Origin of the sequence: Pseudoalteromonas sp. R86517 (assembly GCF_042466295.1) — a bacterium.
In the GTDB taxonomy this organism is placed as follows: Bacteria; Pseudomonadota; Gammaproteobacteria; order Enterobacterales; family Alteromonadaceae; genus Pseudoalteromonas; species Pseudoalteromonas atlantica.
Genome location: NZ_JAXHCB010000001.1, coordinates 3,055,572 through 3,081,097, shown reverse-complemented (window position 1 = coordinate 3,081,097; position 25,526 = coordinate 3,055,572). Strand labels below are relative to the sequence as shown.

24 protein-coding genes and 1 riboswitch are annotated in these 25,526 nt (G+C 42.2%); of the genes, 7 read left to right on the top strand and 17 right to left on the bottom strand.

Going from position 1 to position 25,526, the window contains the following annotated elements:
- Positions 1-35: 35 nt before the first annotated feature.
- The gene (locus SJY38_RS13905) at positions 36-578 is read left to right on the top strand and encodes a DUF4124 domain-containing protein (RefSeq protein ID WP_004589443.1); all 543 of its coding nucleotides are present in this window, start codon (positions 36-38) and stop codon (positions 576-578) included.
- A gap of 192 nt (positions 579-770) precedes the next feature.
- Here SJY38_RS13905 and acnA read toward each other — a convergent pair whose 3' ends face one another.
- The 3 genes from acnA to SJY38_RS13890 form a co-directional block, all read right to left on the bottom strand.
- A complete protein-coding gene (gene acnA / locus SJY38_RS13900; protein WP_024031992.1) occupies positions 771-3,512 on the bottom strand; it encodes an aconitate hydratase AcnA in 2,742 nt (913 codons plus the stop codon).
- Between the two features lie 218 nt (positions 3,513-3,730).
- A complete protein-coding gene (locus SJY38_RS13895; RefSeq protein WP_126005522.1) occupies positions 3,731-4,159 on the bottom strand; it encodes a hypothetical protein in 429 nt (142 codons plus the stop codon).
- Positions 4,160-4,266: 107 nt separating this feature from the next.
- On the bottom strand, positions 4,267-4,650 hold the full coding sequence (locus tag SJY38_RS13890; RefSeq protein ID WP_286743835.1) for an RNA-binding S4 domain-containing protein: 384 nt from the start codon (positions 4,648-4,650) through the stop codon (positions 4,267-4,269).
- Between the two features lie 268 nt (positions 4,651-4,918).
- Between SJY38_RS13890 and SJY38_RS13885 the strand changes: the two genes are divergently transcribed.
- On the top strand, positions 4,919-5,221 hold the full coding sequence (locus SJY38_RS13885; RefSeq protein WP_004589447.1) for a hypothetical protein: 303 nt from the start codon (positions 4,919-4,921) through the stop codon (positions 5,219-5,221).
- A gap of 81 nt (positions 5,222-5,302) precedes the next feature.
- A complete protein-coding gene (locus SJY38_RS13880) occupies positions 5,303-5,968 on the top strand; it encodes a hypothetical protein (protein ID WP_286743750.1) in 666 nt (221 codons plus the stop codon).
- 9 nt (positions 5,969-5,977) lie between these two features.
- Here the strand turns inward: SJY38_RS13880 and SJY38_RS13875 are convergent, their stop codons facing one another.
- The 5 genes from SJY38_RS13875 to glnA form a co-directional block, all read right to left on the bottom strand.
- Complete coding sequence (locus SJY38_RS13875) at positions 5,978-6,436, bottom strand: cyclic nucleotide-binding domain-containing protein (protein ID WP_286743748.1); 459 nt, start codon at positions 6,434-6,436, stop codon at positions 5,978-5,980.
- A gap of 28 nt (positions 6,437-6,464) precedes the next feature.
- Entirely contained in the window at positions 6,465-7,850 is a 1,386-nt protein-coding gene (gene glnG, locus SJY38_RS13870) for a nitrogen regulation protein NR(I) (RefSeq protein ID WP_004589451.1), read from the bottom strand.
- 15 nt (positions 7,851-7,865) lie between these two features.
- On the bottom strand, positions 7,866-8,936 hold the full coding sequence (glnL, locus tag SJY38_RS13865; RefSeq protein ID WP_004589452.1) for a nitrogen regulation protein NR(II): 1,071 nt from the start codon (positions 8,934-8,936) through the stop codon (positions 7,866-7,868).
- A gap of 89 nt (positions 8,937-9,025) precedes the next feature.
- Positions 9,026-9,538: a DUF4124 domain-containing protein gene (locus tag SJY38_RS13860; RefSeq protein WP_024031997.1), complete on the bottom strand. Its 513-nt coding sequence runs from the start codon at positions 9,536-9,538 to the stop codon at positions 9,026-9,028.
- Between the two features lie 132 nt (positions 9,539-9,670).
- Positions 9,671-11,077: a glutamate--ammonia ligase gene (gene glnA, locus SJY38_RS13855; protein WP_024031998.1), complete on the bottom strand. Its 1,407-nt coding sequence runs from the start codon at positions 11,075-11,077 to the stop codon at positions 9,671-9,673.
- Between the two features lie 507 nt (positions 11,078-11,584).
- On the opposite strand from glnA, the gene typA reads away from it, so the two are divergent.
- Positions 11,585-13,408: a translational GTPase TypA gene (typA, locus tag SJY38_RS13850; RefSeq protein WP_004589455.1), complete on the top strand. Its 1,824-nt coding sequence runs from the start codon at positions 11,585-11,587 to the stop codon at positions 13,406-13,408.
- A gap of 260 nt (positions 13,409-13,668) precedes the next feature.
- Here the strand turns inward: typA and SJY38_RS13845 are convergent, their stop codons facing one another.
- The 3 genes from SJY38_RS13845 to SJY38_RS13835 all read right to left on the bottom strand — a co-directional run bounded on the left by SJY38_RS13845 (position 13,669) and on the right by SJY38_RS13835 (position 16,342).
- On the bottom strand, positions 13,669-14,400 hold the full coding sequence (locus SJY38_RS13845; RefSeq protein WP_286743742.1) for a CBM9 family sugar-binding protein: 732 nt from the start codon (positions 14,398-14,400) through the stop codon (positions 13,669-13,671).
- A gap of 63 nt (positions 14,401-14,463) precedes the next feature.
- Entirely contained in the window at positions 14,464-15,555 is a 1,092-nt protein-coding gene (locus SJY38_RS13840; RefSeq protein ID WP_377109987.1) for an MBL fold metallo-hydrolase, read from the bottom strand.
- 130 nt (positions 15,556-15,685) lie between these two features.
- Positions 15,686-16,342, bottom strand: coding sequence for a DUF2959 domain-containing protein (locus SJY38_RS13835; protein ID WP_004588426.1), 657 nt, complete (start codon positions 16,340-16,342; stop codon positions 15,686-15,688).
- An 85-nt stretch (positions 16,343-16,427) separates the two neighbouring features.
- Between SJY38_RS13835 and SJY38_RS13830 the strand changes: the two genes are divergently transcribed.
- Positions 16,428-17,330: a virulence factor BrkB family protein gene (locus SJY38_RS13830; protein WP_029773504.1), complete on the top strand. Its 903-nt coding sequence runs from the start codon at positions 16,428-16,430 to the stop codon at positions 17,328-17,330.
- Entirely contained in the window at positions 17,331-17,768 is a 438-nt protein-coding gene (gene dtd / locus SJY38_RS13825; RefSeq protein ID WP_096040994.1) for a D-aminoacyl-tRNA deacylase, read from the top strand.
- Here dtd and SJY38_RS13820 read toward each other — a convergent pair.
- Positions 17,765-18,466, bottom strand: a complete 702-nt coding sequence (locus SJY38_RS13820; protein WP_248531450.1) for a spermidine synthase — start codon at positions 18,464-18,466, stop codon at positions 17,765-17,767. The two genes, dtd and SJY38_RS13820, sit on opposite strands and share 4 nt — an antisense overlap.
- Positions 18,467-18,898: 432 nt before the next feature.
- Between SJY38_RS13820 and SJY38_RS13815 the strand changes: the two genes are divergently transcribed.
- Complete coding sequence (locus SJY38_RS13815; RefSeq protein ID WP_024032005.1) at positions 18,899-19,792, top strand: bifunctional GNAT family N-acetyltransferase/hotdog fold thioesterase; 894 nt, start codon at positions 18,899-18,901, stop codon at positions 19,790-19,792.
- A gap of 72 nt (positions 19,793-19,864) precedes the next feature.
- On the opposite strand, the gene SJY38_RS13810 is transcribed toward SJY38_RS13815, so the two are convergent.
- From SJY38_RS13810 to dapA, 5 genes are all read right to left on the bottom strand, one after another.
- Positions 19,865-20,899: a phospholipase A gene (locus tag SJY38_RS13810; RefSeq protein ID WP_273587794.1), complete on the bottom strand. Its 1,035-nt coding sequence runs from the start codon at positions 20,897-20,899 to the stop codon at positions 19,865-19,867.
- Between the two features lie 209 nt (positions 20,900-21,108).
- The gene (locus tag SJY38_RS13805; RefSeq protein ID WP_286743726.1) at positions 21,109-22,230 is read right to left on the bottom strand and encodes a succinylglutamate desuccinylase/aspartoacylase family protein; all 1,122 of its coding nucleotides are present in this window, start codon (positions 22,228-22,230) and stop codon (positions 21,109-21,111) included.
- A gap of 5 nt (positions 22,231-22,235) precedes the next feature.
- Entirely contained in the window at positions 22,236-23,441 is a 1,206-nt protein-coding gene (locus SJY38_RS13800; protein WP_286743723.1) for a PLP-dependent decarboxylase, read from the bottom strand.
- On the bottom strand, positions 23,441-24,181 hold the full coding sequence (locus tag SJY38_RS13795; RefSeq protein ID WP_054983375.1) for a 2,3,4,5-tetrahydropyridine-2,6-dicarboxylate N-succinyltransferase: 741 nt from the start codon (positions 24,179-24,181) through the stop codon (positions 23,441-23,443). Before SJY38_RS13795 ends, SJY38_RS13800 begins: the two co-directional genes overlap by 1 nt.
- A gap of 15 nt (positions 24,182-24,196) precedes the next feature.
- The gene (gene dapA, locus SJY38_RS13790; RefSeq protein WP_029773500.1) at positions 24,197-25,081 is read right to left on the bottom strand and encodes a 4-hydroxy-tetrahydrodipicolinate synthase; all 885 of its coding nucleotides are present in this window, start codon (positions 25,079-25,081) and stop codon (positions 24,197-24,199) included.
- A gap of 128 nt (positions 25,082-25,209) precedes the next feature.
- Positions 25,210-25,406: riboswitch (Lysine riboswitch) on the bottom strand.
- Positions 25,407-25,526 lie beyond the last annotated feature (120 nt).

The following is a 25,526-nucleotide window of genomic DNA, read 5'->3' as shown; positions in this document are numbered from 1 at the left end:
TGCCTTTCAAGGATTCATTTTTAAGCAGGAACGCTATGAAATACTTCACCTACTTGGCAATATCAGTCATGATCATTGCTGTTATCTCTTTGTTTTACCTAAAAAAGCCAGATGGCCAAACATGGCTTTCTAGTTCATCTATTAGTGCTGAATCTCACAAAATTAAAGAAAAAATGGTCGCGTTATCTACCAATACGCTTAATCAGGCAGTGCAAGGCGCAAAGCAAGCAGGCGATAAAATTGCGCAGAGTGTAAACAATGATGCGGCGACAATTAAACCCGGTAGCAAAATTTATAAGTGGCAAGATAAAAACGGCCAATGGCATTTTTCAGATACGCCTAATGCAGATGGCAAAAGTATTGAGGTAAAACTTGATGCCCGTGATGTCACTGTTGTAGCCGCAGAAGACACCTCAATTTTGAGTAGCAGTGCAAGCACCTCAAAAAAGAGTATTCAACCACCTACACCTACCGTTTACAACGCTGAATCTATTCAAAAACTGTTTGAAGATGCTGAAAAGGCAAAGCAAAAATTAGAGCAGCGCAGTAAAGAGATGCAAAGTATAGGTGGGTACTAAATTTTATTGTGTGCTTAGCATTAAAACTTACTCAATATGAGGGGTTTGTAATTTGTGAGCTGAGTTACTGCGCCTTCGTTATGCTAAGGGCTTACAGCCAGTTAAAAGCAATACCAAGTTGCAATACTCGTTAATTATTTAGCGCATAAAAAAGCCTAGCGACTGCTAGGCTTTTTAGTTTTAAGTATATGATTAGTCAAGCATGTTACGTAAAACGTATTGTAGAATACCGCCGTGCTTGTAGTAATCCCACTCTTTAGGGGTATCTATCCGTACATCGGCGCTAAAGCTGACTTTTTTGCCCTCAGCATTCGTGGCAATAATGCTCACTTCATTCGTTTTGTCGTACAAACCTTCAATATCAAACTGCTCTTGGCCAGTTAAATTTAATGATTCGTGGCTCTCACCCTCTTTAAACTGTAAAGGCAGCACACCCATACCAATGAGGTTAGAGCGGTGAATACGCTCATAACTTTGTGCAACCACCGCTTTTACACCTAATAAAAGCGAGCCTTTTGCTGCCCAGTCGCGTGATGAACCGGTACCGTATTCTTTACCAGCTAACACAATTAATGGTGTGTTACTCTTTTCATATTCCATTGCGGCATCGTAAATGCTGGCAAGCTTGTCATCAGGTTGGGTGCGAGTAACGCCACCTTCTGTACCTGGTGCGAGTAAGTTTTTAAGCCTAACGTTCGCAAATGTGCCTCGCATCATCACTTCGTGGTTACCACGGCGTGAACCGTACGAGTTAAACTGCGCTTTTTCTACGCCTTTTTCCTGTAAGTAAATACCGGCTGGCGCTTCAGCTTTAATGGCCCCCGCAGGAGAAATATGGTCAGTGGTTACTGAGTCGCCAAGTTTAGCTAAACAACGCGCCCCTTCAATTGTTGGCACGCCTGGTGGTTCAACGCTCATGCCCTCAAAGAATGGTGCTTTTTTAATGTAAGTTGACCCATCATCCCAATCATAGAGCTTACCATCAGGAATTTGAATTTTTTGCCAACGGCTGTCGCCTTCGTATACGTTGGCATAGCTTTTTTCGAACATTTCTCTGGTTACCGTTTTTTGTACTAGTTCGCTGACTTCGCTCACGCTTGGCCAAATATTTTTTAGGTAAATATCGTTACCGTTTTCATCTTGCGCTAAAGGTTCGTTGTATACATCTATGTCTGTACGCCCTGCAATGGCATACGCTACCACAAGTGGAGGCGAGGCTAAAAAGTTCATTTTAACGTCTTGGTGTATACGCCCTTCAAAATTACGGTTACCCGATAAAATAGAGCTTACAACTAGCTTATGCTTTTGAATAGCTTCGCTAATTTCATCTGCTAGCGGGCCTGAGTTACCTATACACGTGGTACAACCATAACCGACCAAGTTAAAGCCTAAGCTTTCTAGGTCATCCATTAGGCCTGCTTTTTCAAGGTAGTCGGTTACCACTTGCGAACCGGGTGCAAGCGATGTTTTAACCCACGGTTTTACATTAATACCCAGCTGTTTAGCTTTTTGAGCCACTAAGCCTGCGGCTAAAATAACACTGGGGTTAGAGGTATTTGTACAGCTTGTAATAGCGGCAATAACACAGGCGCCATCGTTTAGTTCAAATTCTTGGCCTTTAAACTTCACTTTGGCTGCACCCATAAACTGCGCTTCGTCTACCGGTTCATCAGGGTTGGTTGTTGGGCCTTCACTTTCAATGCGCGCTTCTTCAATATCGCTTTTATCACGACGAGCCATACGCTCATCTTGGAAACCTTTTAGGTGCTGGCCTATCACATCACCGGCTTTATCAAGTGTAATTCTGTCTTGTGGGCGTTTAGGGCCTGCAAGGCTAGGTACTACGTCGTCTAATTTAAGCTCAAGGGTGTCTGTGTAATGCGCTTCGTCGCCTTCATGGCGCCATAAGCCTTGGTGTTTAGCGTAGTCTTCAATCAGTTTGAGGTGATCTTCATCGCGGTTCGTTAAACGCAGGTAGTTAATTGTTTCATCATCAATGGGGAAAATACCACATGTTGCACCGTACTCTGGCGCCATGTTGGCAATGGTTGCTCTATCGGCGAGCGGTAAATCAGCTAGGCCGTCACCATAAAACTCAACAAATTTACCCACTACGCCGTGGTTACGTAGCATTTCGGTAACGGTGAGCACTAAATCAGTAGCTGTGGTGCCCTCGGGTAAGCGGCCATTTAATTTAAAGCCCACTACCTGAGGAATAAGCAAGCTAATTGGTTGCCCAAGCATGGCTGCTTCGGCTTCAATACCACCTACGCCCCAGCCTAACACACCTAAACCATTAATCATGGTGGTGTGCGAATCAGTCCCTACAAGGGTGTCTGGGTAGGCTATTGATTTTCCGTTTTCACTGTCGTTAAAAACAACACGCGCTAAAAACTCTAAGTTTACTTGGTGCACAATACCTGTAGCTGGTGGCACTACTTTTAAATTATCAAAAGCAGTTTGCCCCCAGCGTAAAAATTCGTAGCGTTCTTTATTTCGTTCGTATTCTAGCTTGGCATTTAAATCAAACGCACCGTCATCACCGTAGCCATCTACTTGTACTGAGTGGTCAATTACAAGTTCAGCAGGAGAAAGCGGGTTTATTTTTGCAGGATCACCACCTAGCTTTTCCATTGCATCACGCATGGCAGCTAAATCAACAATGGCGGGAACACCTGTAAAGTCTTGCATTACAACACGTGCCGGCGTAAAGGCCACCTCAGCTGAGGGCTTTGCTTTAGGGTCCCAATCAAGAAGGGCTTGAATGTCTTGTTCTTTAATATTTACGCCATCTTCATTGCGTAATAGGTTTTCTAGTAATACTTTGAGAGAAAAGGGCAATCGCTTTGCTTTGTCGCCTAATCCTTTAAGTGAGTGAATATGGTATTGCTCGCCATTAATCGTTAATTGTTGTTGGGTGTCGAAACTATTCATTTTTTGCCCCTTTGATAGTTAGGATTATGTCCTTGATAAAATAACGTGTTTATTTGCCAATAGTTTGCAAAGTGCATACCAGAGATAATAAATATGACAAATCAGGCTAAAAAGCAGGTAGCGTAATGCATGTTTTTTAGACAGTAATAAGTATAGAAGTGCTACCTAAAATTGTTTTTTCAAGTAGCAAAATAATGAGTTTACAAAAGGGGGGGAGGTTAGTTCAACCAACCTTGTTGTTTGCTTTTTATGCTTAAATATAAAAGCAAAAACGCAATAACAATCACTAAAATAGGCATAAACACCGCGCTTACCCCCAGCATTTTAATGCTATTTATCACAATGAAATTATAAAATTGCTGAATAAATATCGCTACCAACGATAGCGCAAAGGTAGGCGTTGCAAATGCATTTTTGACCAATAGTAGTATGCAGCCAAGGGTGCCACCAAATACCGCTACAGCAAATGCAATGGTAGACCACAAAGGCACGTTTGAATATGCAGCTTGTTGATCTAACGGAAGTTTACTTATCATCTCGGGGGTCATCATAAGGTGCATTATAAATGCAAACACACCTAATAAATTCCAGATAAGTGCTGCCCAGAGGGCGGGTTTAAACCAATTGGGTGTAGCTGAGGTTGTCATATTATTACCTTGTTTTTATTGTATTTTACGAGGTAATTAAAGAGCAAAAAGGCTAACTGTTCAAGCCAGCCTATACATATAATAAAAATGGCACAAAGCGCTAATGGCTAGCCAAATGAGATAGGGCGGCGCCCTGTGTTTTCATCAACCTTTGGCTTTTTAGTGCGCTTTCTTTTATTTTTTGCCGGCTTTTGAGCTGTTTCATTAGGTGTTTTTTCTGGCTGTTGCTGGGTTGTTGCTACAGGGCGCTCTACAGGAGTCGCATCTTCACTTAAAGTGAGTTGAAAAAGCTCGCCATCAAATTCTAGTACATCGCCACTGTATAATTTTTTCCGTTTTATTGTACATATTTCATGGTTAACCCCAACATAGCCTTGCGCTATTAGGTTTTTAGCTTGGCCGCCACCTTCTACTAAATCGAGTACTTTTAGTAATTTACAAAGCTCTATAGGTTCTTCTTCAAGTTCAATTTCAATGTATTCTTCTGACATGGTTATCTCTGTTGGTGGCGCATAAGCAGCAAGTATAAAGGCTTGCACTGTTTTTTGCACCTAGCAAGCTCGCCCGAGTGGGATAAAAAAGAGTGATAAATATAAAACTTTTTTCAACTTTAAAAAAACTGCAGCATTTGATGCGTATGCTCTAGCAAAAATTTGGTGTGCTATTTGCTATTGCTTTGGCAAATAAAAATCGTACCTAAAACATGGTAATTATTTCACCGTTTTAATTGTTTAGGTCTGCATATAATTGGAGCAGTAAATGGGCATAAGATTAGCAATGAAAAAAGAGCTAATGGGCTTAGATAATTCAGATATGCTGACAGCAGATGATGTAAGAGCTCACTTAGCTAACTCGGTAAAAACACAAAAAGAGCAAGATGAACGCGGCTTTTCGGTTATTTCTAAGTTTAACGATACGCACAGTCGGCTAATTAGTGGCGATCCACTTAAAAAATCAAAACTGGAATTTGAACGTCATCGCTTATTTAACGAAGTTTTATATACGCGCCAAAGTGTAGATGCCTGGTTAGACAGCCAAACAAATTATACCAACGTACAATAATACTTAATTAAGCACATGAGTATTAAGTTGCTATAGATAGTTACCTCCAATAGACTACAATTGTAATCATTGGGGGTAACTATGAAAAATGGCATTTTAATCTGTATGTGGGCGCTATTATTAACTGCGTGCCAACAACCTACCGTTTATGTTTTTAGTGAAAACTTGCAAGATGAGCAGCGCAAGCAGCTCGATGCTGCGCTAAAAGCACAAAATCTTCCTTATGAATACGTAGCGCTAGAAATCCCATCTACCTTTAGTGAGGCTACGTTACTCTTATCAAGCGATAAAATTTATCCAAAAGAAACTGAGCAGTTAGCTATTATTATGCAAGAGCTAGGTTATCAGCCCGAAATTAACTACACCACACGATCAAATCATTTTTATGGCGATGGCAATATTGGTTTTTATTTAAAGAGCACTGATGGAGAAGACGCTTTTACTATGCCGTCTCGGCTAAGAACAACTCATTGCAGCGACGATAAATACAATGATTTAGCGGTTAGATTTTCAAATGAACACGCTGACTTTACCTTACCCAGTGGCGCTGTTGTAAGGTTAGGTTGGGAGTTTTTATACGGTTACGTTGTTATTTATTATAAAACCTACTCGCAAACATATAGCCACTCACAGCCGCTTGTAGCAACGCCCTTTGGCGCTAAGCCATCCGATACGTATACATTTACGGCGCATGTTAATCACCCCAGCTGGCTTGATTGCTCACTACAAATTGTTTATATGAACTGAGTGATAGAGTTAACCGTGGGTTTCTATGTGCTCACTCAGCTTTGCAATGCGCAGGCTCATACCTTCTATGATTCTATCTTTAATTTTTTCGCGTATTACATTAGGCAAGCGGGTAAGTGCCTCTGGGGTAATGGCAAGTACTATGGTGTCGGCTTTAGCGCGAGCGCTCGTACTGCGCTCGCGGTTATTAATAAATGCGCCTTCACCGATAAACTCACCGGGCTCTATAGTGCCAAGCTCCAGCAAGTGGTTATGTTTAAAAACAAGTAACGCACCACTTAATACAATGTATAAGCGTTTGTCGTTATCGTATTGTTTAAATAAAAACTGATGCTGGTTAACTAAATACAATAACCCAAACGACTCTAATAGCACTTGGCGTTCAGCAAGGGTGAAGTCTTTAAAAAAGTGCAATCTATTCACTATTTCCATTTGTTTAAATAATGGAATGTGTTCTATTAATTTCATCCTAGGGCCAACGAGTAAGGGTTAGAAACTAGCTAATATTGCGCTCTTTTAATTTGCGGGTCAACGTGTTGCGCCCCCAGCCAATTTTTATGGCTGCATCTTGTTTATGGCCAGAGCAATTAGCCAGTGCTGTTTTTATAAGGCGAGTTTCAAGCTGAGCTTGAATATCAGGCCAAATGTTTTCTTTACCTTGCTTAAGCTCTTGATTGAGCCATTGCTGAAACGCATCGAGCCAATCACCTTCTTGTTGAACAGGCGCTGCATCAATGATCTCTGGTGGTAGGTCTTGCTCACTTACTAATTCACCAGGGGCCATAACGGTCAACCAGCGACAGGTGTTTTCAAGTTGGCGCACATTACCAGGCCAGCTAAATAGCCTAAGCTGCTCTGTGGCTTTTGGGCTTAGTACTTTACTTTCTACTTGTAGGTCTTTTGCGCTTTTGTGTAAAAAGTGCTGCGCTAGGCGCTCAATGTCTTCAGTTCTTTCTCTAAGAGCCGGTAAACGAAGGCGCACAACGTTCAAACGATGAAATAAATCGTCCCTAAATTTACCCTGTTTTACTAAATCTTCTAAATTTTGATGCGTTGCAGCAATAATGCGTACATCAACTTTAATACTTTGATGCCCGCCCACACGGTAAAATTCACCATCGGCGAGTACACGTAATAAACGTGTTTGCACATCCAGTGGCATATCGCCAATTTCATCTAAAAACAGTGTGCCGCCATTGGCTTGTTCAAAGCGGCCTTTACGAACGCTATCGGCACCAGTAAATGCGCCTTTTTCGTGGCCAAATAGCTCAGACTCCACAAGCTCTTTTGGAATAGCGGCCATGTTTAATGCAATAAACTGGTTTTCTTTACGTGGGCTGTGGTTATGCAAAGCGCTGGCAACAAGCTCTTTACCTGTGCCAGACTCACCATTAATTAGTACGCTCATACTTGAAGCCGACAGTTTACCTATCGCTCTAAACACTTCCTGCATCGCAGGGGCTTCGCCAATAATGTGCGCGCTTTTAGGTGGAACTTGTTTACGCTTAGTCTTTTTAGTTGAGTTTGCTCTACAGGCACTTTCGATTAATGCCACGGCTTCGTTTAAATCAAATGGCTTGGCTAGGTACTCAAACGCGCCTTTTTGAAATGCGTTAACTGCTGAGTCTAAATCTGAGTGGGCGGTCATTATAATAACCGGCAGCCCTGGGTTTTGCTCTGCTATGAGTTCAAGCAATGCCATGCCGTCCATGCCTGGCATCCGTACGTCAGATACCAACACGGTTGGCTGGCTAAATTTTAGCGCGCTTAACACGTCTTGCGCATTTGCAAAGCTTTCTGCTTCAAACCCTGCGCGTGTCAGCGCTTTTTCTAATACAAAGCGAATTGATGCGTCATCATCTACAAGCCAAACTGTTTTCATGCCAACTCCAAAACATTAATCTGCAAAAGGCAGATAGATATTAAATTCAGTATGGCCAGGCCAGCTATCACAGTCTATATAACCGTCGTGCTGATCTATGAGCGTTTGTGCGATTGAAAGCCCTAGCCCTGAGCCACCTTCTTTGTTGGTGATCATCGGGTAAAACAATGTTTCGCGAACGCTAGGGTCTATGCCTGGTCCATTATCAGAAACCTGGATCAACAAGGCTTTTTTAGGGGCTTTTCCGGGGCGGCGATACTGATGATTAATGCGGGTTTTTATTTTTATTTCACCGCCATCAACTAACGCCTGTTGAGCATTGCGTACAATATTAAGTACAACTTGCTGAACCTTGCCTTGGTCAATAAACACATCAGGGATACTTGGGTCGTAATCTTTAACTAGACTAATATTTTTACAATTATCTAATGTGCTTAATTTAACAACCGACTCAAGTGTTTGGTGAATATTGCCATACGACTTTTGCGGAAGCTGATTTGGCCCAAGTAGCCTATCAACTAATTCGCGTAATCGGTCGGCTTGCTCAATTATAAGCTCAGCGCATTCGTCCCTTTCTTGTTGATCTACCTCATACTGCAATAACTGCGCCGCTCCGCGTATTCCCCCTAAAGGATTTTTAATTTCGTGAGCAAGCCCTCTAATTAAATTTCGTGCCGCTTGATATTGATGCATTTGGTTAGAGGCTTTGTCGTGTTTTATTTCTTCATCGGTTTTACGGCACTCAAGTAAAATATAGCGTTCGTTTTTAAACTTAACTTGGCGCGATGTAATGGCTATTTTTGCATGGCGAGAATCTATAAAGACCACGTCGGCTCTGTGCTGGCTGCAATCTACACCATCAACAAGTGAGTACTGGGCTATGCGCTCTAAATCCACAGAATGGTAATTAAATAAGCTGTTAAAGGTTTGCCCAATAATGCGCTTTTTACCCAAGCCGAGTAGTTCGCTGGTGCTGGTGTTGGCATAAACAAGGGTAAAACTTTTATCAAGTAACATGACCGATGTAGTTTGATTTTGCCAAATGGCATTAAGAAGTTCAGGGCTAAAATTTTGTTCGTTTGACATCTATGCACCACTTTAGTGCGTTAATATTTGCAAGCAAGTTTTAATCAGTAAATACTGCTGCGCTAATTTTGCTTCATGAGACATTGTACTTAGTTTACAGCCTTTCTTTGCATCACAAAGGTACTGGGCTGACTGATAGCAATGGCTTGATTTTGTTTATTATAAAGTTTGAGATACAAAGTATGAGCTCCGTTTTCTACATCCCGTATGGCAAACGTTGATAAATCGCTTGCGGGCCCATAAGCGTTACCGTTTAAAAATAGCTGTATGGTAAAGCCAGCTTCAAAACGCGGTGTTATGCGGCTTGTTACGTACACCGAGCCGGTGTTTTCGCGTACAGTTTGGTTATGTGTAGGCGACGATATCATAATTTGAAAACGGTTAGGGTGCGTTGGTTGTGGTGAACCAGGGGTGTGTTTATCGGTTTCAGACAGGGTAAGATCTTGGCTGCTTAGTTTTATTTCGTGCGCGCCACTACGTGGTGTATCTGAGAACACTAAAACACCATTTTTATCTTTCCAAGCATAAATTTTCTTATTGCCTGCATAACTATAAATGCTTAATCCTAAAGCAAAAAATAGTAATAATATCCTGTAATTCACATTGCTACCCTGCATATTTTGTAATTACATAACTTTAGTGGAGATAACCCTAATTTACCATAAAAAAAAGCCCGCTAAGCGGGCTTGAGAACACACATTTATTATCTTATCGATAATTTTGTCTACGGCGTATTAAACGCTGTAGTACATTTCAAACTCAACTGGGTGAGTTGTCATGTTAAGTTTTTCAACTTCTTGAGATTTAAGTGCAATGTAAGCATCGATTAAATCATCAGTGAATACGCCACCTTGCGTTAAGAATTCACGGTCAGCACTAAGTGCTTCTAGCGCTTCATCTAGTGAAGATGCAACTTGTGGAATTTCTGCTGCTTCTTCTGCTGGTAGGTCGTATAAATCCTTGTCCATAGCATCGCCAGGGTGGATCTTGTTTTTGATACCGTCAAGGCCAGCCATAAGCATTGCAGAGAAAGCAAGGTATGGGTTAGCAGTTGGATCTGGGAAGCGTACTTCAATACGACGACCTTTTTCAGATGGTACAACTGGAATACGGATTGATGCAGAACGGTTACGTGCAGAGTATGCAAGCATTACCGGTGCTTCAAAACCTGGTACTAAACGTTTGTACGAGTTAGTTGAGGCATTTGCAAACGCATTGATTGCTTTAGCGTGCTTAATAATACCGCCAATGTAGTAAAGTGCATCTTCAGAAAGACCACCGTACTTATCACCAGCAAAAAGGTTAACACCGTCTTTTGCTAAAGATTGGTGACAGTGCATACCAGAGCCGTTATCGCCTACAACAGGCTTAGGCATAAATGTGGCCGTTTTTCCGTAAAGGTGAGCCATGTTATGAATAACATATTTCATCTCTTGGATTTCATCCGCTTTTAATACCATTGTATTAAAGCGAGTTGCGATTTCGTTTTGACCCGCTGTTGCAACTTCGTGGTGATGTGCTTCTACTACTTGGCCTAGTTCTTCAAGTACTAAACAAGTAGCTGAACGCCAATCTTGTGAAGAGTCAACTGGTGAACATGGGAAGTAACCACCTTTAACACCTGGGCGATGACCTGTGTTACCACCTTCGTAGTCTTTATCAGAGTTCCATGCTGCTTCAACAGCATCAATTTTGTACATAGAACCTGACATATCTGACTTGTATTTAACATCATCAAATAGGAAGAATTCTGGCTCAGGGCCAAATAAAACTGTATCTGCGATACCGGTAGATTTCATGTACTCTTCAGCGCGTTTAGCAACTGAACGAGGGTCACGCTCGTAGCCTTGTAGTGTAGATGGCTCTACAACATCACAACGTACGATTAGCGTAGCTTCTTCTGTGAATGGGTCTAATTTTACTGAATCAGCTACTGGCATAAGTACCATGTCTGATTCGTTAATGCCTTTCCAACCTGCAATTGAAGAGCCGTCGAACATTTTGCCGTCTTCAAAAAAATCTTCATCTACTTGGTGATGAGGAATAGAAACATGTTGTTCTTTACCTCTAGTATCAGTAAAGCGTAAATCAATGAACTTAACGTCATTTTCTTTAATAAAATCTAAAACCGATTGTGACATGTGTCCTCCAACTGTTGGGTTTTATTATTGCTGCATTAAATGCTTTGGCTTTTTAGTAAGCCGATTTTATGCCATTATTTTAACTTGCTGTTTATTAAGTTAAAAATTATGGTTGCACAAAAGTGGTCACGGGCTTTGCACTTTTATGGTGCGTAAAATATCCACATTGGTGCAAAAATTTCACGCTCGATTCTGCACGTATTTTAATCACCTAAATCAGCTTAACTTAAACAGTAAATAGTGCCAAAGCAATCAACAAATTAGCTAAAAAACGACAATTTATGTAATTTGTCGAAATTTATTTCATATAATTGTCATATAAAAAACAGATACTTAGTAAAAGTATTAAGAAAGTTTTTAAAATTGTATTGGATAAACTTTCATCCATGTCATTAATGAGGGATAATATGCGCCCTTTTAAATCCTATGCTGGGACATCTGGTGAAAACGCAGATGAGTGCGTAGATCTTGCAGGATCAATGAGAATAAACTTCTCTGAGTAAAAATATGAGCATCGAACAGTTAAGAAATATAGCGATTATCGCGCACGTTGACCACGGTAAAACGACATTGGTTGACAAACTACTTGAGCAATCAGGTACATTAGAAACACGCGGCGGTAACGAAGAGCGTGTGATGGACTCAAACGACATTGAGAAAGAACGTGGTATTACCATTTTGGCTAAAAACACAGCCATTTCTTGGAAAGACTACCATATCAATATCGTAGATACCCCGGGACACGCCGATTTTGGTGGTGAAGTTGAACGCGTACTTTCGATGGCTGACTCAGTATTATTACTTGTTGATGCTCAAGAAGGTCCAATGCCGCAAACGCGTTTCGTAACGCAAAAAGCATTCGCGCAAGGCTTAAAGCCAATTGTTGTTATCAACAAAATCGACAAGCCAGGTGCACGTCCTGATTGGGTTATGGATCAAATCTTTGATTTATTCGACAACCTTGGTGCAACTGACGAACAGCTAGACTTTAAAGTAATCTACGCTTCAGCAATCAACGGTTGGGCTACACTAGATTTAGACGAGCCGTCTGACAACATGGAACCTATGTTCCAAATGATCGTTGACGAAGTATCACCACCGGATGCAGATCCTGAAGGTGACTTCCAAATGCAGATTTCTCAGCTTGATTACAACTCTTATAAAGGTGTAATCGGTATCGGCCGTATCAAACGTGGTTCTGTTGTGCCTAACCAGCAAGTAACGATTGTTAGTGCTGATGGCTCTACACGTAACGGCAAAATTGGTTCAGTACAAAGCTACCTAGGTCTTGAGCGTATCGAAACAGATAAAGCTTACGCTGGTAACATTGTAACGGTAACAGGTCTTGGCGAGCTTAAGATTTCAGATACTGTTTGTTGCCCTAACAACGTTGAAGCATTACCACCACTAAGTGTTGATGAGCCAACAGTAACAATGACGTTCTCTGTAAATAACTCTCCTTTCTGTGGTAAAGAAGGTAAGTTTGTAACATCACGTAATATTCGTGAGCGTTTAGACAAAGAATTAGTACATAACGTTGCACTTCGTGTTGCTGATACTGACAACCCAGATAGCTTCCGCGTATCGGGCCGTGGTGAATTACACCTTGGTATCTTAATCGAAAACATGCGTCGTGAAGGTTATGAGCTAGCTGTATCTCGTCCAGAAGTAATCTTACGCACTGTTGATGGCGTATTAGAAGAACCGTATGAAACACTAACAATTGACTGTGAAGAAGAGCATCAAGGTTCTATCATGGAGCAAATTGGTCTTCGTAAAGGTGAACTTACTGATATGGCACCAGATGGTAAGGGCCGTATGCGTTTAGACTTTATGATCCCAAGCCGTGGCTTAATCGGTTTCCAAACTGAGTTCATGACGTTAACTTCAGGTTCTGGTTTACTTTACCATACATTCGATCACTACGGTCCGCACAAAGGTGGCGAGCTAGGTGTTCGTAAGAACGGCGTAATGATTGCAAATGCTACAGGTAAAGCACTTACTAACGCATTATTCAACTTACAAGAGCGTGGTAAATTATTCATCGGTCACGGTGTTGAAGTTTACGAAGGTATGGTTATCGGTATTCATAGCCGCGATAACGACCTTACAGTTAACGCCCTTAAAGGTAAGCAACTTACTAACGTTCGTGCATCTGGTACAGATGAAGCACAAACATTGACGCCACCATTGAACTACACACTAGAGCAAGCGCTTGAGTTCATCGATGATGACGAGTTAGTAGAAGTAACACCTGAGAACATTCGTATTCGTAAGCGTCACTTAACTGAAAGTGAGCGTAAGCGTGCGGGTCGTGCTCCAAAATCATAATCTATTAATTTAGAGTAATGGTTTAAAAGCCGCTGTATTGCAAAATACAGCGGCTTTTTTGTGGGTTAAAACAAGAGTTGTCAGTTGTAAGTTATCAGCGATCAGTTTAGAACGGCGCAGCTAACTAGGCTGGTCTAAGCTGAAAGTCAGTAGGCTATATAAACCTGCAACAATGCATAGTGGTAGTGCGTGTTGGTAGGGTGCTTTTTCGTTGGGTTTCGCTACGCTCAACCCAACGTTTTCAATTATTTTATTGGTAGTTACTTACTTTTTGGTAGCAGGGTGATTTTGCCAAAGACATCTGCGTCTATAAAACCACGGTTTCTGTCGCCATTGACTGGCTGTACTTCGTGAGAGCCCATAAAGTGCTCGCGTACTTCGCTGCCATCGTTATCGCAATACGCGAGCATAAAACCAATGACTTGTTTTTCATTAAGCGTGATGGGCGTGTTTACAGCGCCTTCTTGGTAATCGTTAGGGTAGAGCTTTATAGCAACTTCCCAGGTGATGTTATAAGGGGCTTGGGTATTACGCTTCCAGTTACTTGTTAAGTGGTCGGTGTATAAATGGGCTTTTTTATCGGGGCCGTAATCGGCGGCTTGGTTATCAAGGCCAATATGATATGCCAACGCGGTATGGTTAAACTGGTGAATGCCACCTGAGGCGTCGCTATCGATAAAAATTTCCAGCGCATCGTCATCCCAATATTTTACAGTCGGGTCTGGGTGCGTATCAATAAGTACATCGTCAGTTATATCAGCTTGTAAATACAGGTAGTTTTTATCCCACAGCAGGCGGTAGCGGCCTTTAAAGTCGGCATCTGATGAGGGCAAGGTGCCATCCATTAAATGCGGCATATCATGCCACGTTGCTTTATCCCATGCGCTTTCAGATACGCCATCAATAGTAATAGGGGTCGATGTGTGCGCTACATCAATGGCCATTACTGGGGCACTTAATAAACAACTTAAAGCTAATGCGTGTTTTTTCATTAATTTCTCAATGTTAATATGTATTTAGATATTACAATCATCCTAAAACAGTTCAGCTATGAGTTACAGTGAAATACTTTCGCCTTCGTTTAAAATATATAAAGGTGTGGTTGAAGTCATTTTATTGTGCATATAAAGCAACCTTAACAGTGCTGAATGACTTGTCCGGTCGCCCATTTTCCAGCTTGAGTTACCATAGCCCCACGGTATCATTACTTTACAGTTAAGATCGCTAGCTGCATTTACAGCATCCTCTGGTGTGGTGTGTACATAACGGTACCAAGTAGGGCTGTCTTCACTGTAATACGAGGCTATAGGCAGTAGGCATATGTCTATATCGCCATACTTTTGCTGAATGTCTTTAAAGTGTTTTGAGTAGCCGGTATCGCCTGCAAAAAACACGGTACTGCCGTTTTGCTCAAGCAACCAGCCATTCCATAGGTCTTTATCGTTATCTTCGTAAATAAAGGGCACCAATACACGGCTACTAAAGTGGTGCGCTGGTAGGGCATGAATCGTTAAATCATCAAGCTGTGTTTTTGCATACCAGGCCATTTCGCTAATGTTATAGCCACCAGTAGGGAAGTCGTCGGCCATACCTAATGGCGTTAAGTAGCGAGGTTGATTACCAAGCTCCCCTATATCGGCTTTATTAAAGTGATCGTAATGAATATGCGAGTACATCACTGCACTTAAGTTTTTAAGCTCGTTTTGTGTAAGCCAATCGCCGGGTTGCCTGTAAAACCCTGATGCTAACCTAAAGGCTAAATCAACAGGTGAGTCGAACTGCTCTTTTACAGGGTCAAATAGCACGTGTTGTCCGCTAGGTGTGCGGATCATAAACCCAGCGTGCCCTAACCAGCGCACGGTAAAGCCCGTATTTAAATTAATTGGCTTTTGCTCAGCAATAAATTGGCAATCTTCAGCGTCTTGTTTGCATTGTAATTTAGGGCTTGGCGGGTAGCAGCCGGTTTCGCAGGTGGTGGGGTAGGTTTTTTTGCCAGGGTAGAGGTTATAAAAGCGTCCTTTTCGCTCGCCTGTTTGATGTTGCGGGGTAAGCGTGCTTTCCCCTGCAATCACCTCAATGCGATTAGCGGTTTCGCAAGCGCTAAGCAATCCACAAATAAATACAAGGCTGGTGGTTTTTAGTTTCATTGTTGCTATCTATTATTATTTTTATAAAAGTATAACAACATCAAAAGATTAACAAATAGTTCAAAGGTAACAAAACGTAACAACAAAAAAGCCTGCAATATGCAGGCTTTGTTAGGCAGATTTTAATTGATTAGCCAGCGCTATTCATTTGCTCTATAAACTTGTTTGAATCGGCAATTGATTTATTCATGTCGTTCATCAGTACTTGAATATCACGCTTTAAATTAGTGAATTCGCCTTTAATAGCGGCAACCGCTTGTGCGTTTAAGTTATGCTTTAGGTACAGTACGTTATCTTGTAAAGACGATAGCACTGGTTCCATTTTGCTTTCTGCACTGCGCATAGAGCGAAGTAACTGGCTAAATTGGCGTTGTGTAGCCGCTAGTTTTTTACTGCTTTCGCGTTTAAGCGACGCGCTTTTGTATTGCTCAAGCTCATCGCTCCATTCATCAAATAAAGCTTCTGCTACATCTTCAACTTTATTAATATTGCTCGACACTTCATTAGCGGCTGCTAAGCTAGACTCATAATCGTCATTAAGTTGATTGTAGGCATCTTGTAACTCGCCGCCATCAAAATTAATTAAGGTTGTTAGGCGCTCAAGTGCTGATTGAAATTCTTCTTGCGACTCTTCTTGTGAATCTTTGGTTTCTTCTACGCGGTCAATAAGAATGTCGCGCTTATGTACACCTACTTTTTCCATTGCAGAATAATAAGCCGACTGACAGCCCGATAAAGTAAGCGTAATGGCCAGTACCGAGGCGCTAAGTAATGTTTGTTTTTTCATTTGGATCCCTATTTACCAGTAAGTGCTGTAAATTATGGTGCTGATTGCTATCATAATCAAAATTCGATTAGCACAAGTCAATTGTATGAATGATAAGCTCTCCCTTTATAAACAGCAAGCTATCTCCTTTTTAAGGCAACAGCCAAGCTGGTGGATGCAGTACGTTAACCGCTGTATAGACGATCAAATTACAGTGAATGCAGGCTACCTTGCCTATGTTACTTTGCTTTCTTTAGTGCCTTTGATAGCGGTAGGCGTGGCAATATTTTCGGCCTTCCCGGGGTTTGAGTCGACCCGCATAGCCATAGAAAGCTTTTTGTTTACTAACTTTGTACCTACCTCATCTGATGTGATTAAAGAGCATATAAGCTCCTTTGCTGGCAATGCGAACCAAATGACCGCGGTGGGTATTGGCTTTTTAGCGGCGATTGCATTGCTGCTTATACGTAATGTTGATGCCACGCTTAATCGCATTTGGCGTATTAAGAAAAAACGCCCCATGATGATCTCTTTTGCGGTTTATTGGATGGTATTGAGCTTAGGCCCCGTACTACTGGGCGCAAGTATTGGTGTTACATCGTATATTGTTTCGTTAGTGTCGTTTGCCGATCAGGGAATTCCTGGGTTTAGTGGCTTTTTGTTAAAGCTGGTGCCTTATGGCTTTTCGATGATTGGCTTTTTAATGTTATACACTTTAGTACCTAACACGCCTGTATCTATTCGGGCTGCGCTACCTGGGGCTCTTTTTGCGGCAGTATTATTTGAGCTGACTAAAAAAGGCTTTGCGCTTTATATTAGCCATTTTCCTTCGTACGAAGTAATTTATGGCGCTGTTGCGACCATTCCTATTTTATTTGTGTGGGTGTATTTGTCGTGGGTGGTAGTGCTATTAGGGGCCGAATTTACCGCCTGTATAAGCCCTAATCATGTACCACAAACACCAGAAATAGACATTGATGAAGAACTAAAAACAGAGGAACGCAGTTAAATGCAAGGTTTAATACAACGTGTAAAAAGTGCCAAAGTAGAAGTTGATAACCAAGTTATAGGTGAAATTGGCCAAGGTATATTATTGTTACTCGGTGTTGAAAAACCAGATGATGAGCAAACCGCCGACAAACTATTGCATAAGGTAAGTAATTACCGAATATTTACCGATGAAAACGACAAAATGAACTTAAGTCTAAAAGATATAGGCGGTGAGTTACTCGTGGTGTCGCAATTTACATTAGCGGCTGATACTAAAAAAGGCATGCGGCCAAGCTTTTCATCGGCAGCCACACCTAGCCAAGCTAACGCGCTTTACGAGTACTTTGTAACTCAAGCTAAAGCGCAGGGTATTAGTGTTGCCACGGGAGAGTTTGGCGCCGATATGCAAGTGAGCTTGTGTAACGATGGACCTGTTACGTTTAACTTATCGGTTTAATTACCAGCTTTAGTAACAATAATAATATGATTCACAAAGCCCGCAATTTTATGCGGGCTTACTTTTACGCCAAACACATTAAATAGTAATTGCTGTAACTGAATTAACTGCGACTCATGTTGCGATAAAAAGTTAATAAATAACGTGCCACCTGCGTTTAGCGCATCGTATATTTTTTGATAAAAAGCGCGTTCAAACAAAAATCGTGGTGCATCTATTTGGCTAAATAAATCAAGAATAATCCAGTCATGGTTATGTGCCTTGCTAAGTACATTTTGCGCGTCATCACACTGCACGTCACTTTGGTTTTTAAGAGCGAAAAAATCTGTATAGCAGGCAATTATATCTGCATTTTTTTCAACTGATGTTACGTGTGCCTGCGGGTAAGTGTATTGTAAGTAATTACGTATAGCGCCACCGCCAAGGCCAAGTTCTAACACGTGATTTGGCGGTGCTAAGGTTTGCCACTGTTTAGCTAAATAGGTTAAATGTGGAAATAGTAAGCGCTGTGGATTGTTAAGCTCTACCACCGATTGCAACGTATCGTTAATCAGCAGCCAGCGGAGCTGACCGGATTGGCGAACCTGTATGTGATCGCCTGCATATTTATGCCAGTAAACTAGTTGCCCAATATCTTGGCTGTGACTAATAAAGTGGCTACTCACTACACCCGTTAAAGGGTTTATAAAATCGCTCATAACATTAAGGGCCTGTTGACCTTTCAGGATTAAAGTTTGTTCAATCTAGGGGGCGATTTAATCGCGGCGCGAGATTTGTAACCTGGTGGGCTAGGTAACTGCTCCTGCGTTACTCTACCGGCTTACACCCATGTAGGCAACAAAGAGTAAATTTCCCCTAGGCAGAACCCTTCGCTCAGTGCATGTTCAATCTCTAAAGGCCCAGCATAAACTAGCTGATGCTATGGGTAAAACAGTTATTTTTTCGCTTGCTTACCAAAGTCGTATTGGCAGTGTTTAAAAGATGGAGTATGGTATTTGCCATAATAATTCCAACCAACTTAATCTTTAATTTTCTAATGTAAAAACCAATGTGCAGGTTAAAGAGTTATTCAGTTGGATTACATGCCGTAGCCTTTATTTTTTATTTACGGCAAAACAACAGGAGTATATATGTTTCAAGTAACTACACCGCAGAGCAGCGAAGACTGGCAAGCGTACTATCAATTACGTTGGGAAGTACTACGTGCGCCTTGGAATGAGCCTCGTGGCTCTGAACAAGATGATATGGAACAAGACTCAGAGCATCGCTTTATTAAAAATAACAACGGTGATGTGCTTGGTGTGGCCCGTTTACACTTTAACAACCATGAACAAGCGCAAGTACGTTACATGGCCGTAGCCGAAGGCAACCGTAACCAGCATATTGGTAGCCGTTTATTACACGAGCTTGAAAAAATAGCATGGACGCAAAATGCAGGCGAATTAGTGTTATTTGCTCGCGAGCGTGCGCTTGAGTTTTATAAGCGCCACGGCTACGAGCTAAAAGAAAAAGCCCACTTAGCGTATGGCGATGTACAACATTTCAAAATGATTAAGCAAAAGCCTAGTGAGCCGGGTTGGTTTCGCCACCCTGATTGGACGCAAGTACTGCAAAATATTTGGCGTGAATCAATCCCAATTAGTGATGCAATGGGTATAAAAGTAGAAAGCTACACAGACTGGCAGTTTACAACGCGTGCTGATTTAGACGCTAACTTAAACCTACACAACACCATGTTTGCAGGCTCTATATACAGCTTAGCAACCTTAACAGGTTGGGGCGCAACGTACTTAGCGCTTAAAGAGGCAGGGCTTGAGGGCAATATTGTATTAGCCGATGCCACTATAAAATACTTAAAACCACTTAATACCGACCCACGCGGTTGTGTTGATGTGCAAACCTGTAAAGGTAAACTCAGTGAGCTAGAAACAACAGGCAAAGCAAGTTACGTAGTACCTGTTACTATATTTGATGGCAGCGATGTTGTTGCAGAGTTTGAAGGGGTGTTTGCGGTTAAAAAATAACGAGTAACGCTTTAATAAAAAAGCCAAGCACTTTATAAAAGGGCTTGGCTTTTTTTATGGCGTATTAATAAATTATAGTAAATCGGTAAGTAATATACCTACACCAATACGCTCTACATCAGCGTTATAATCAATTAGGCTTTCACCGTAACCGTTAAAATATTGTGCGTAGCCACGCAAACGACCCCAAAGCGGAAATGACCAATCTAGTTGAAGTGCACCACGGTTATCTGAATTTAAATTATTACGCGTCATAAAGCTAAACTCATGATCCTGATAACGATACGCCCCGCCAAATTCAAAGTAACCCATGTATTTGTAAATATCTGGATTGTCGTCGCCATCGGCTTCTAATATATTGTCTTTTTCATCCTCGGCAATGCGATACCAAGGTTTAAAGCTAAATACAAAACCGCTCTTTTCCCATATAAAATCGGCGTAAATTCGGTTCCATGAACGAGAGTTTGGCTGGCTGCGGCCATTAGATTGGTGCGAAATACCCAGCGCTATGGCCATTTCGTCGCCCCAAAGTACGTTTTCTTGGTCTAGGTAGTTTACCCAAAATATTTCTGGTTCGTAGTTGGTTTCACGAAACGGAGAAGAAATCTCTGAGTTATAAATTTGCCAATACGACTGCAAGGTAAAGCCAAAAAATATGGCTTGGTCGTCATCTGCAAAATCATCGTACAGTGGCACCTTAATAGAAAGCTGATATTTAGCCTCTAGGTTGTCAAGGGGTTCGCCATTTTCTTCATCTGTTAGCTCGTCAAAGCCATCAAACGGGCGATCGTTAGGGTGGGAGACATACGATAAAGGTAAAATGTAGTTACGTTTATGCGGCGTAATTACGTTACGATTTTTTTTACTTACCTCTTCGCGAGCCTTGCGTTTATCAAGTGCGGTAAGTTGTTTGTTTTCTTCAAGGGCTGAGCATTTTGTGCGCAGCTCGTCTAAGGTTTGCTTACCATCGCCACCAATTACTTCATTTAAAATACATTGCTTAACTAGCTCTATGTCGTTGTCTTGTTCATTTTTTTTAACCTCTTGTTGGGCAAAAGAGGGGGTGCTTAGTAAAGCCGTAACTGCAATCCAATAACGCCAGCTCATTGTTTATTCCTTTGAGAGTAAGGTAGATTTATAAATTATAACGTGTTTTTACATTTGTAACGGTGAACTTTCACTGAATTTACACTTATTTGATTACCTTACGTTTACACCGTTATCACAGATCAAAAAAAGCGGCATATAGCCGCTTATATTGTAAGTTAGTTAACTTACTCTCACGCAATGAGAAGGGGGAGTTATAGCGCGGTGCGTTATAACTCAAATACGTTAGTAAAAAACTTATAAAGTTCAGTGCCTTGGTTTACGCTTGCTGAGGCAAAATGCAAAATAGCAATTGCATCGCAATCGAGGCTTAATGTTTGTAGGGGTTGCTCAGTTAAATAGCGCTCCATGCGTAATATATGGGCTATTGGCTCGCCTGCCTTTATGTGTGCGCCTAACGGGGCAACATACTCAACCATGCCGCCAATCGGCGCATAATAAGCAAAGTAGTCATCTAAATGGCACGCATAACGGGTCATCTGCTTAGGTTGATGCGCTGCATCTACCAATACATTTTTATGGTTCAAATAGCTTAAAATGCTGTTTGCATCGTCAAAGGCGGCTGCTAAATCTATTTTTTCTTGGCTGCCTAGCTCTACTGTAAAGGCCTCAACCTGTACATTGAAGTCCCTGCCTTGCGCACTAAGTGCATCACTTAGATGCCACCATGGGCAAAAGCTAGCTTCATCCATTGCGCCATCAAAGTCGCTTGGAATAAGCAGTACGTGTTCAATATTAAAATAACGTGCGCTGTCGCTGGCATACGTTGGACAGTACAGATGCTTACTTGAAATAGGCCCCGTGTGTAAGTCGAGCACGATATCTGCTTGATGCGCAAGCTTTTGCAGGTTAAGCGCAATGCGTTTACCGGTATTGAGCAAGTAAGCTGGGCCATTAAGTTTGGCATCTATTTCATCAAGCAGGGCTTTTTTAAAGTTACTTTTTAAAGCTGCATCGTCGTACTGGCTATGCTCGTGTGCAAACTGGGTAACTAAATCACTATTGTAGTGATACATACGGTTCCAGTTAGTGCCAGTAATAGGGTCGAATCGGCCAAGGGTAAATTCCCCTGATTTTTGATTACAACCTATAGGGTTAGCATAAGGGACTAAGGTAATATCGCCTTTTAAATTAAGCTGTTTTAATTGCTCTAATAGCTGAAAAATAACCGCGTTACCTTGCACTTCAGCACCGTGCATATTGGCTTGAATATACACGCTTGGACCTGTGCCATCACCTTTTAAGCGATATACAGGAATGGTTAGCGGTAAGCCGTTTGCTACTTCCCCTACTACAATATTTTCTTGGCTGATGGGTGTTGTTATGCTCATGTTTATTACCTTAAATAGTGGCTGGCATCTTCAGCTTGGCGTATACACGTGAGTTCGCCCTTTTGTAACACGTATTCAGCTGCTAACTCATGGCATAAAAAATACGGCATGCTTTCGGTAAAACCATAGGCGCCACATTGGCTAAACACCAGCCAGTCTTGCTCGTTTAAATCGCTTGGTAGGGTATGCTCGCCTAAGCAATCAAGGGCAGTACATAATGGGCCGTATAAGCTCATTGCTTGTTCTGGCGCTGTTGATTCGCGCAGTAACGCCGCAGGAAAATCTTGGCTTGTAACAGCTGGGCGCAATAAGTGGTTAATACCACCGGTTAAAATAACTTGCTGTTGCCCGTAGTTTTGTTTGCACTCAACGACGGGGTTCGCGTAATGTCCGCATTCGCCTACAGCGTAACGTCCAAGCTCCATCCAAAGCTCGTCTACACCCGCATCTTTTTTAATTTTTGCCAGCGCGGTGATTAATCCATCCCACTCAAGTGTTGCATCGTTTGATGTGTAAGGAATACCTAAACCGCCGCCTAAGTCTAAAATTTTAAGGTTTATATTTAAGTTATTAGCCAAGGTGGTAAGCGGTGCAATCATTTGCGACCACAGCTCGCTTAGCTTTTGCGTGCTAAGCATGTTGCCCCACTGAAAAATATGCAGGCCATCAAAATTAAGTGCTGGGTAATCGCCAGTATTGAGCGCTTGCCATTCATCGCAACCAAGCCCAAACGGAGTAAGGCTGTCACCCCCTAATGGGTTTTTTTCACCTTCTGGCCAGCGTAATTGCACACGCAGTAATACTTGCAGCTGCGTATTTTGCAGCTGCGCTTGCTGGTTTAACCAACGTACTTGATTGAGGCTTTCGGCAACAAAAATACGCACGCCGCGCTCAATAAAGTGTTTAATTTGTTTAGGGCTCTTTGCAGGCCCTGTGTTGAGCACGCGCTGTGAACTAATACCTTGTGCAAGGACTTGTTCAAGCTCACCTTTACTTGCTACGTCAAAGTTAAATCCGGCGCTGTCTAGGCATTGAATAACCTTAGAAAGCGGATTGGCTTTTACCGCATACCAAAGCTTTACATCGGTTTGCGCAACTAAACGGGTAAGGTGTGCGTTTAGTTTGTCTAAGTCGTAAACAAAAAAAGGTGTATCAAGTTGCTGAGTAAGTGTATTTACGGCGGCCTTGATAGGCGTGCTCAAAAAGCTCATTATCGTAAAACCTCTTCTAGCAATAACGATGCATCGCTTTGCTCGTCGCGGTATTTAACAATGAGTGCACACGACATGCTTAGGCCTTGCTCACGAGCCCATTCGTTAGACGCAGGGCGAGAACCTGGTATTACAATAGCGTACTCTGGAATTGGCTCGCCTTTATCTAGCTGGCGCTCGTTAACACAGTCGTAAACCGGAATAGTTGCAGATAAACGCACACCTGGTGCAAGTACAGCGCCTTTTTTAACCACTACGCCTTCAACAATAACACAACCTGCGCCAATAAACGCATCGTCTTCAACCACTACAGGGCTTGCCCCAATTGGCTCAAGTACACCACCAAGTTGAACAGCCGCGCTTAAATGTACATTTTTACCAACTTGTGCACATGAACCCACTAATGCGTGGCTATCAACCATAGTACCTTCGTCGATGTATGCGCCAATATTTACGTACGCTGGTGGCATAATAATAGTGCCTTTAGCTACGTAGGCACCGCGGCGAACACTGGTGCCACCTGGTACCATACGCACGCCATCTTCAGTGCTAAATTCTTGCGGTGCAAGGTTGTGCTTATCAACAAACCCGCCTGCAAACTCTGTGTTAGTGCCATTTTTAAAGGCTTCTAAAATGCCTTGTTTTACTTCTACGTTAGCTTCCCATTGGCCGCTTTCGTTTTGTGATGCTGCGCGTACTGCGCCCGATTCTAAATTATTTAGTAGTTCTAACCAGCTCATTATAAAAACCTGTGTTTAATGCCAAGATAAAATGGTGTCGTTTGCAGTGGTGATGCAATCGGTTTGCGTTAACTCAAGATGCGTTAAAGGTGGGCGCAACAGTGGGCTATTTAAACGCCCTTGCTGGTGCATTAGCACTTTAACGGGAATAGGGTTTGCTACAGCAAATAGGCTATTGATAGCGCGAGTCCACTGAGCAAATAAATTGGGGTGTTGACCGCTTAGGCTGCGCTTTACAAATTCGTGTGTTTGCAAAGGCCATGCATTGGCCGCAACCGAAACTAAGCCTTTTGCACCTGCTTGGGCAAAGTAGGGCATAAGTGCATCGTCGCCACTGTATAGCGCTAAATTAGGCGCGGCTTGTCGGTATGCTTCAAATTGGGTGATGTTGCCACTGGCTTCTTTTAAAGCCCACAGTTTTGGGTGCGCTTTTAAGTTTTCAATGGTTTCGATAGGAATGCTTACACCGCTGCGCCCAGGTACGTTGTACAACATACACGGATGCGCGCTTTCGTTTAATAAGCTTTCGTACCAATGTGTTTGACCTACAGCCCCTGGTTTTGCATAAAGAGGCGAGCCTAATAAGTAGCTGTGAATAGGTAATTGGTTACAGTAGCTAACCCATTCTTTTTGTTGGGCCAAGTTACTACCACCAACAGCAACCATAAGCGGTACACTGGGTTTTAATTGGCACACGTGCTCAACAATGCCTTGCTGCTCTTTAAGTGTAAGGGCTAAGCCTTCACCTGTGCTACCGAGCAGTAAAATACCGTTGTGTGCCGCTTCTTGTTCGCTAACAAGTGTTGTGAGCGTGTCGTAGTCAACATTACCTTGTTGATCAAACGGCGTAACAAGCGCTGTCCACAGTGCGTAGTCGTCTAAATTGAAGTTGTGAATCATCTCTTACGAACCTATAAGGTGTTCGAGATATTAAGGAGGCTGTATGATGTGAGCCGCATTAACGTCATTCGAACAGTATTCGAAGAGCGAATGGGCTTAAAATAATAGGGCGCACGGCCTTATTATTTAAGACCAGAAGCTCTCCACCAAACTAATAAGCTGCTCTAAAACAGCTATTGGTGACAGTCGCTAGGATTCAACCTAGTCGCCCGAAGTAATTGCTTCGCAAAAGCGTTTACCTCTCGGCGGTATTCCCCTCACATATGCTCACTGGAGTTTGCGCTCCTAACATACGCTACCTGAATAACGCACCTCTTCTAGCCCTTTGTATTTTGTTTAACCGCAAAAGGTTTAACAAAATACAATTTAAATAGGGTAATTGCGGCGATTAAAACATTTTAGCCGTCTAGGTGTCAAGTTGCAGGATACAGATTAGTTCATCGAA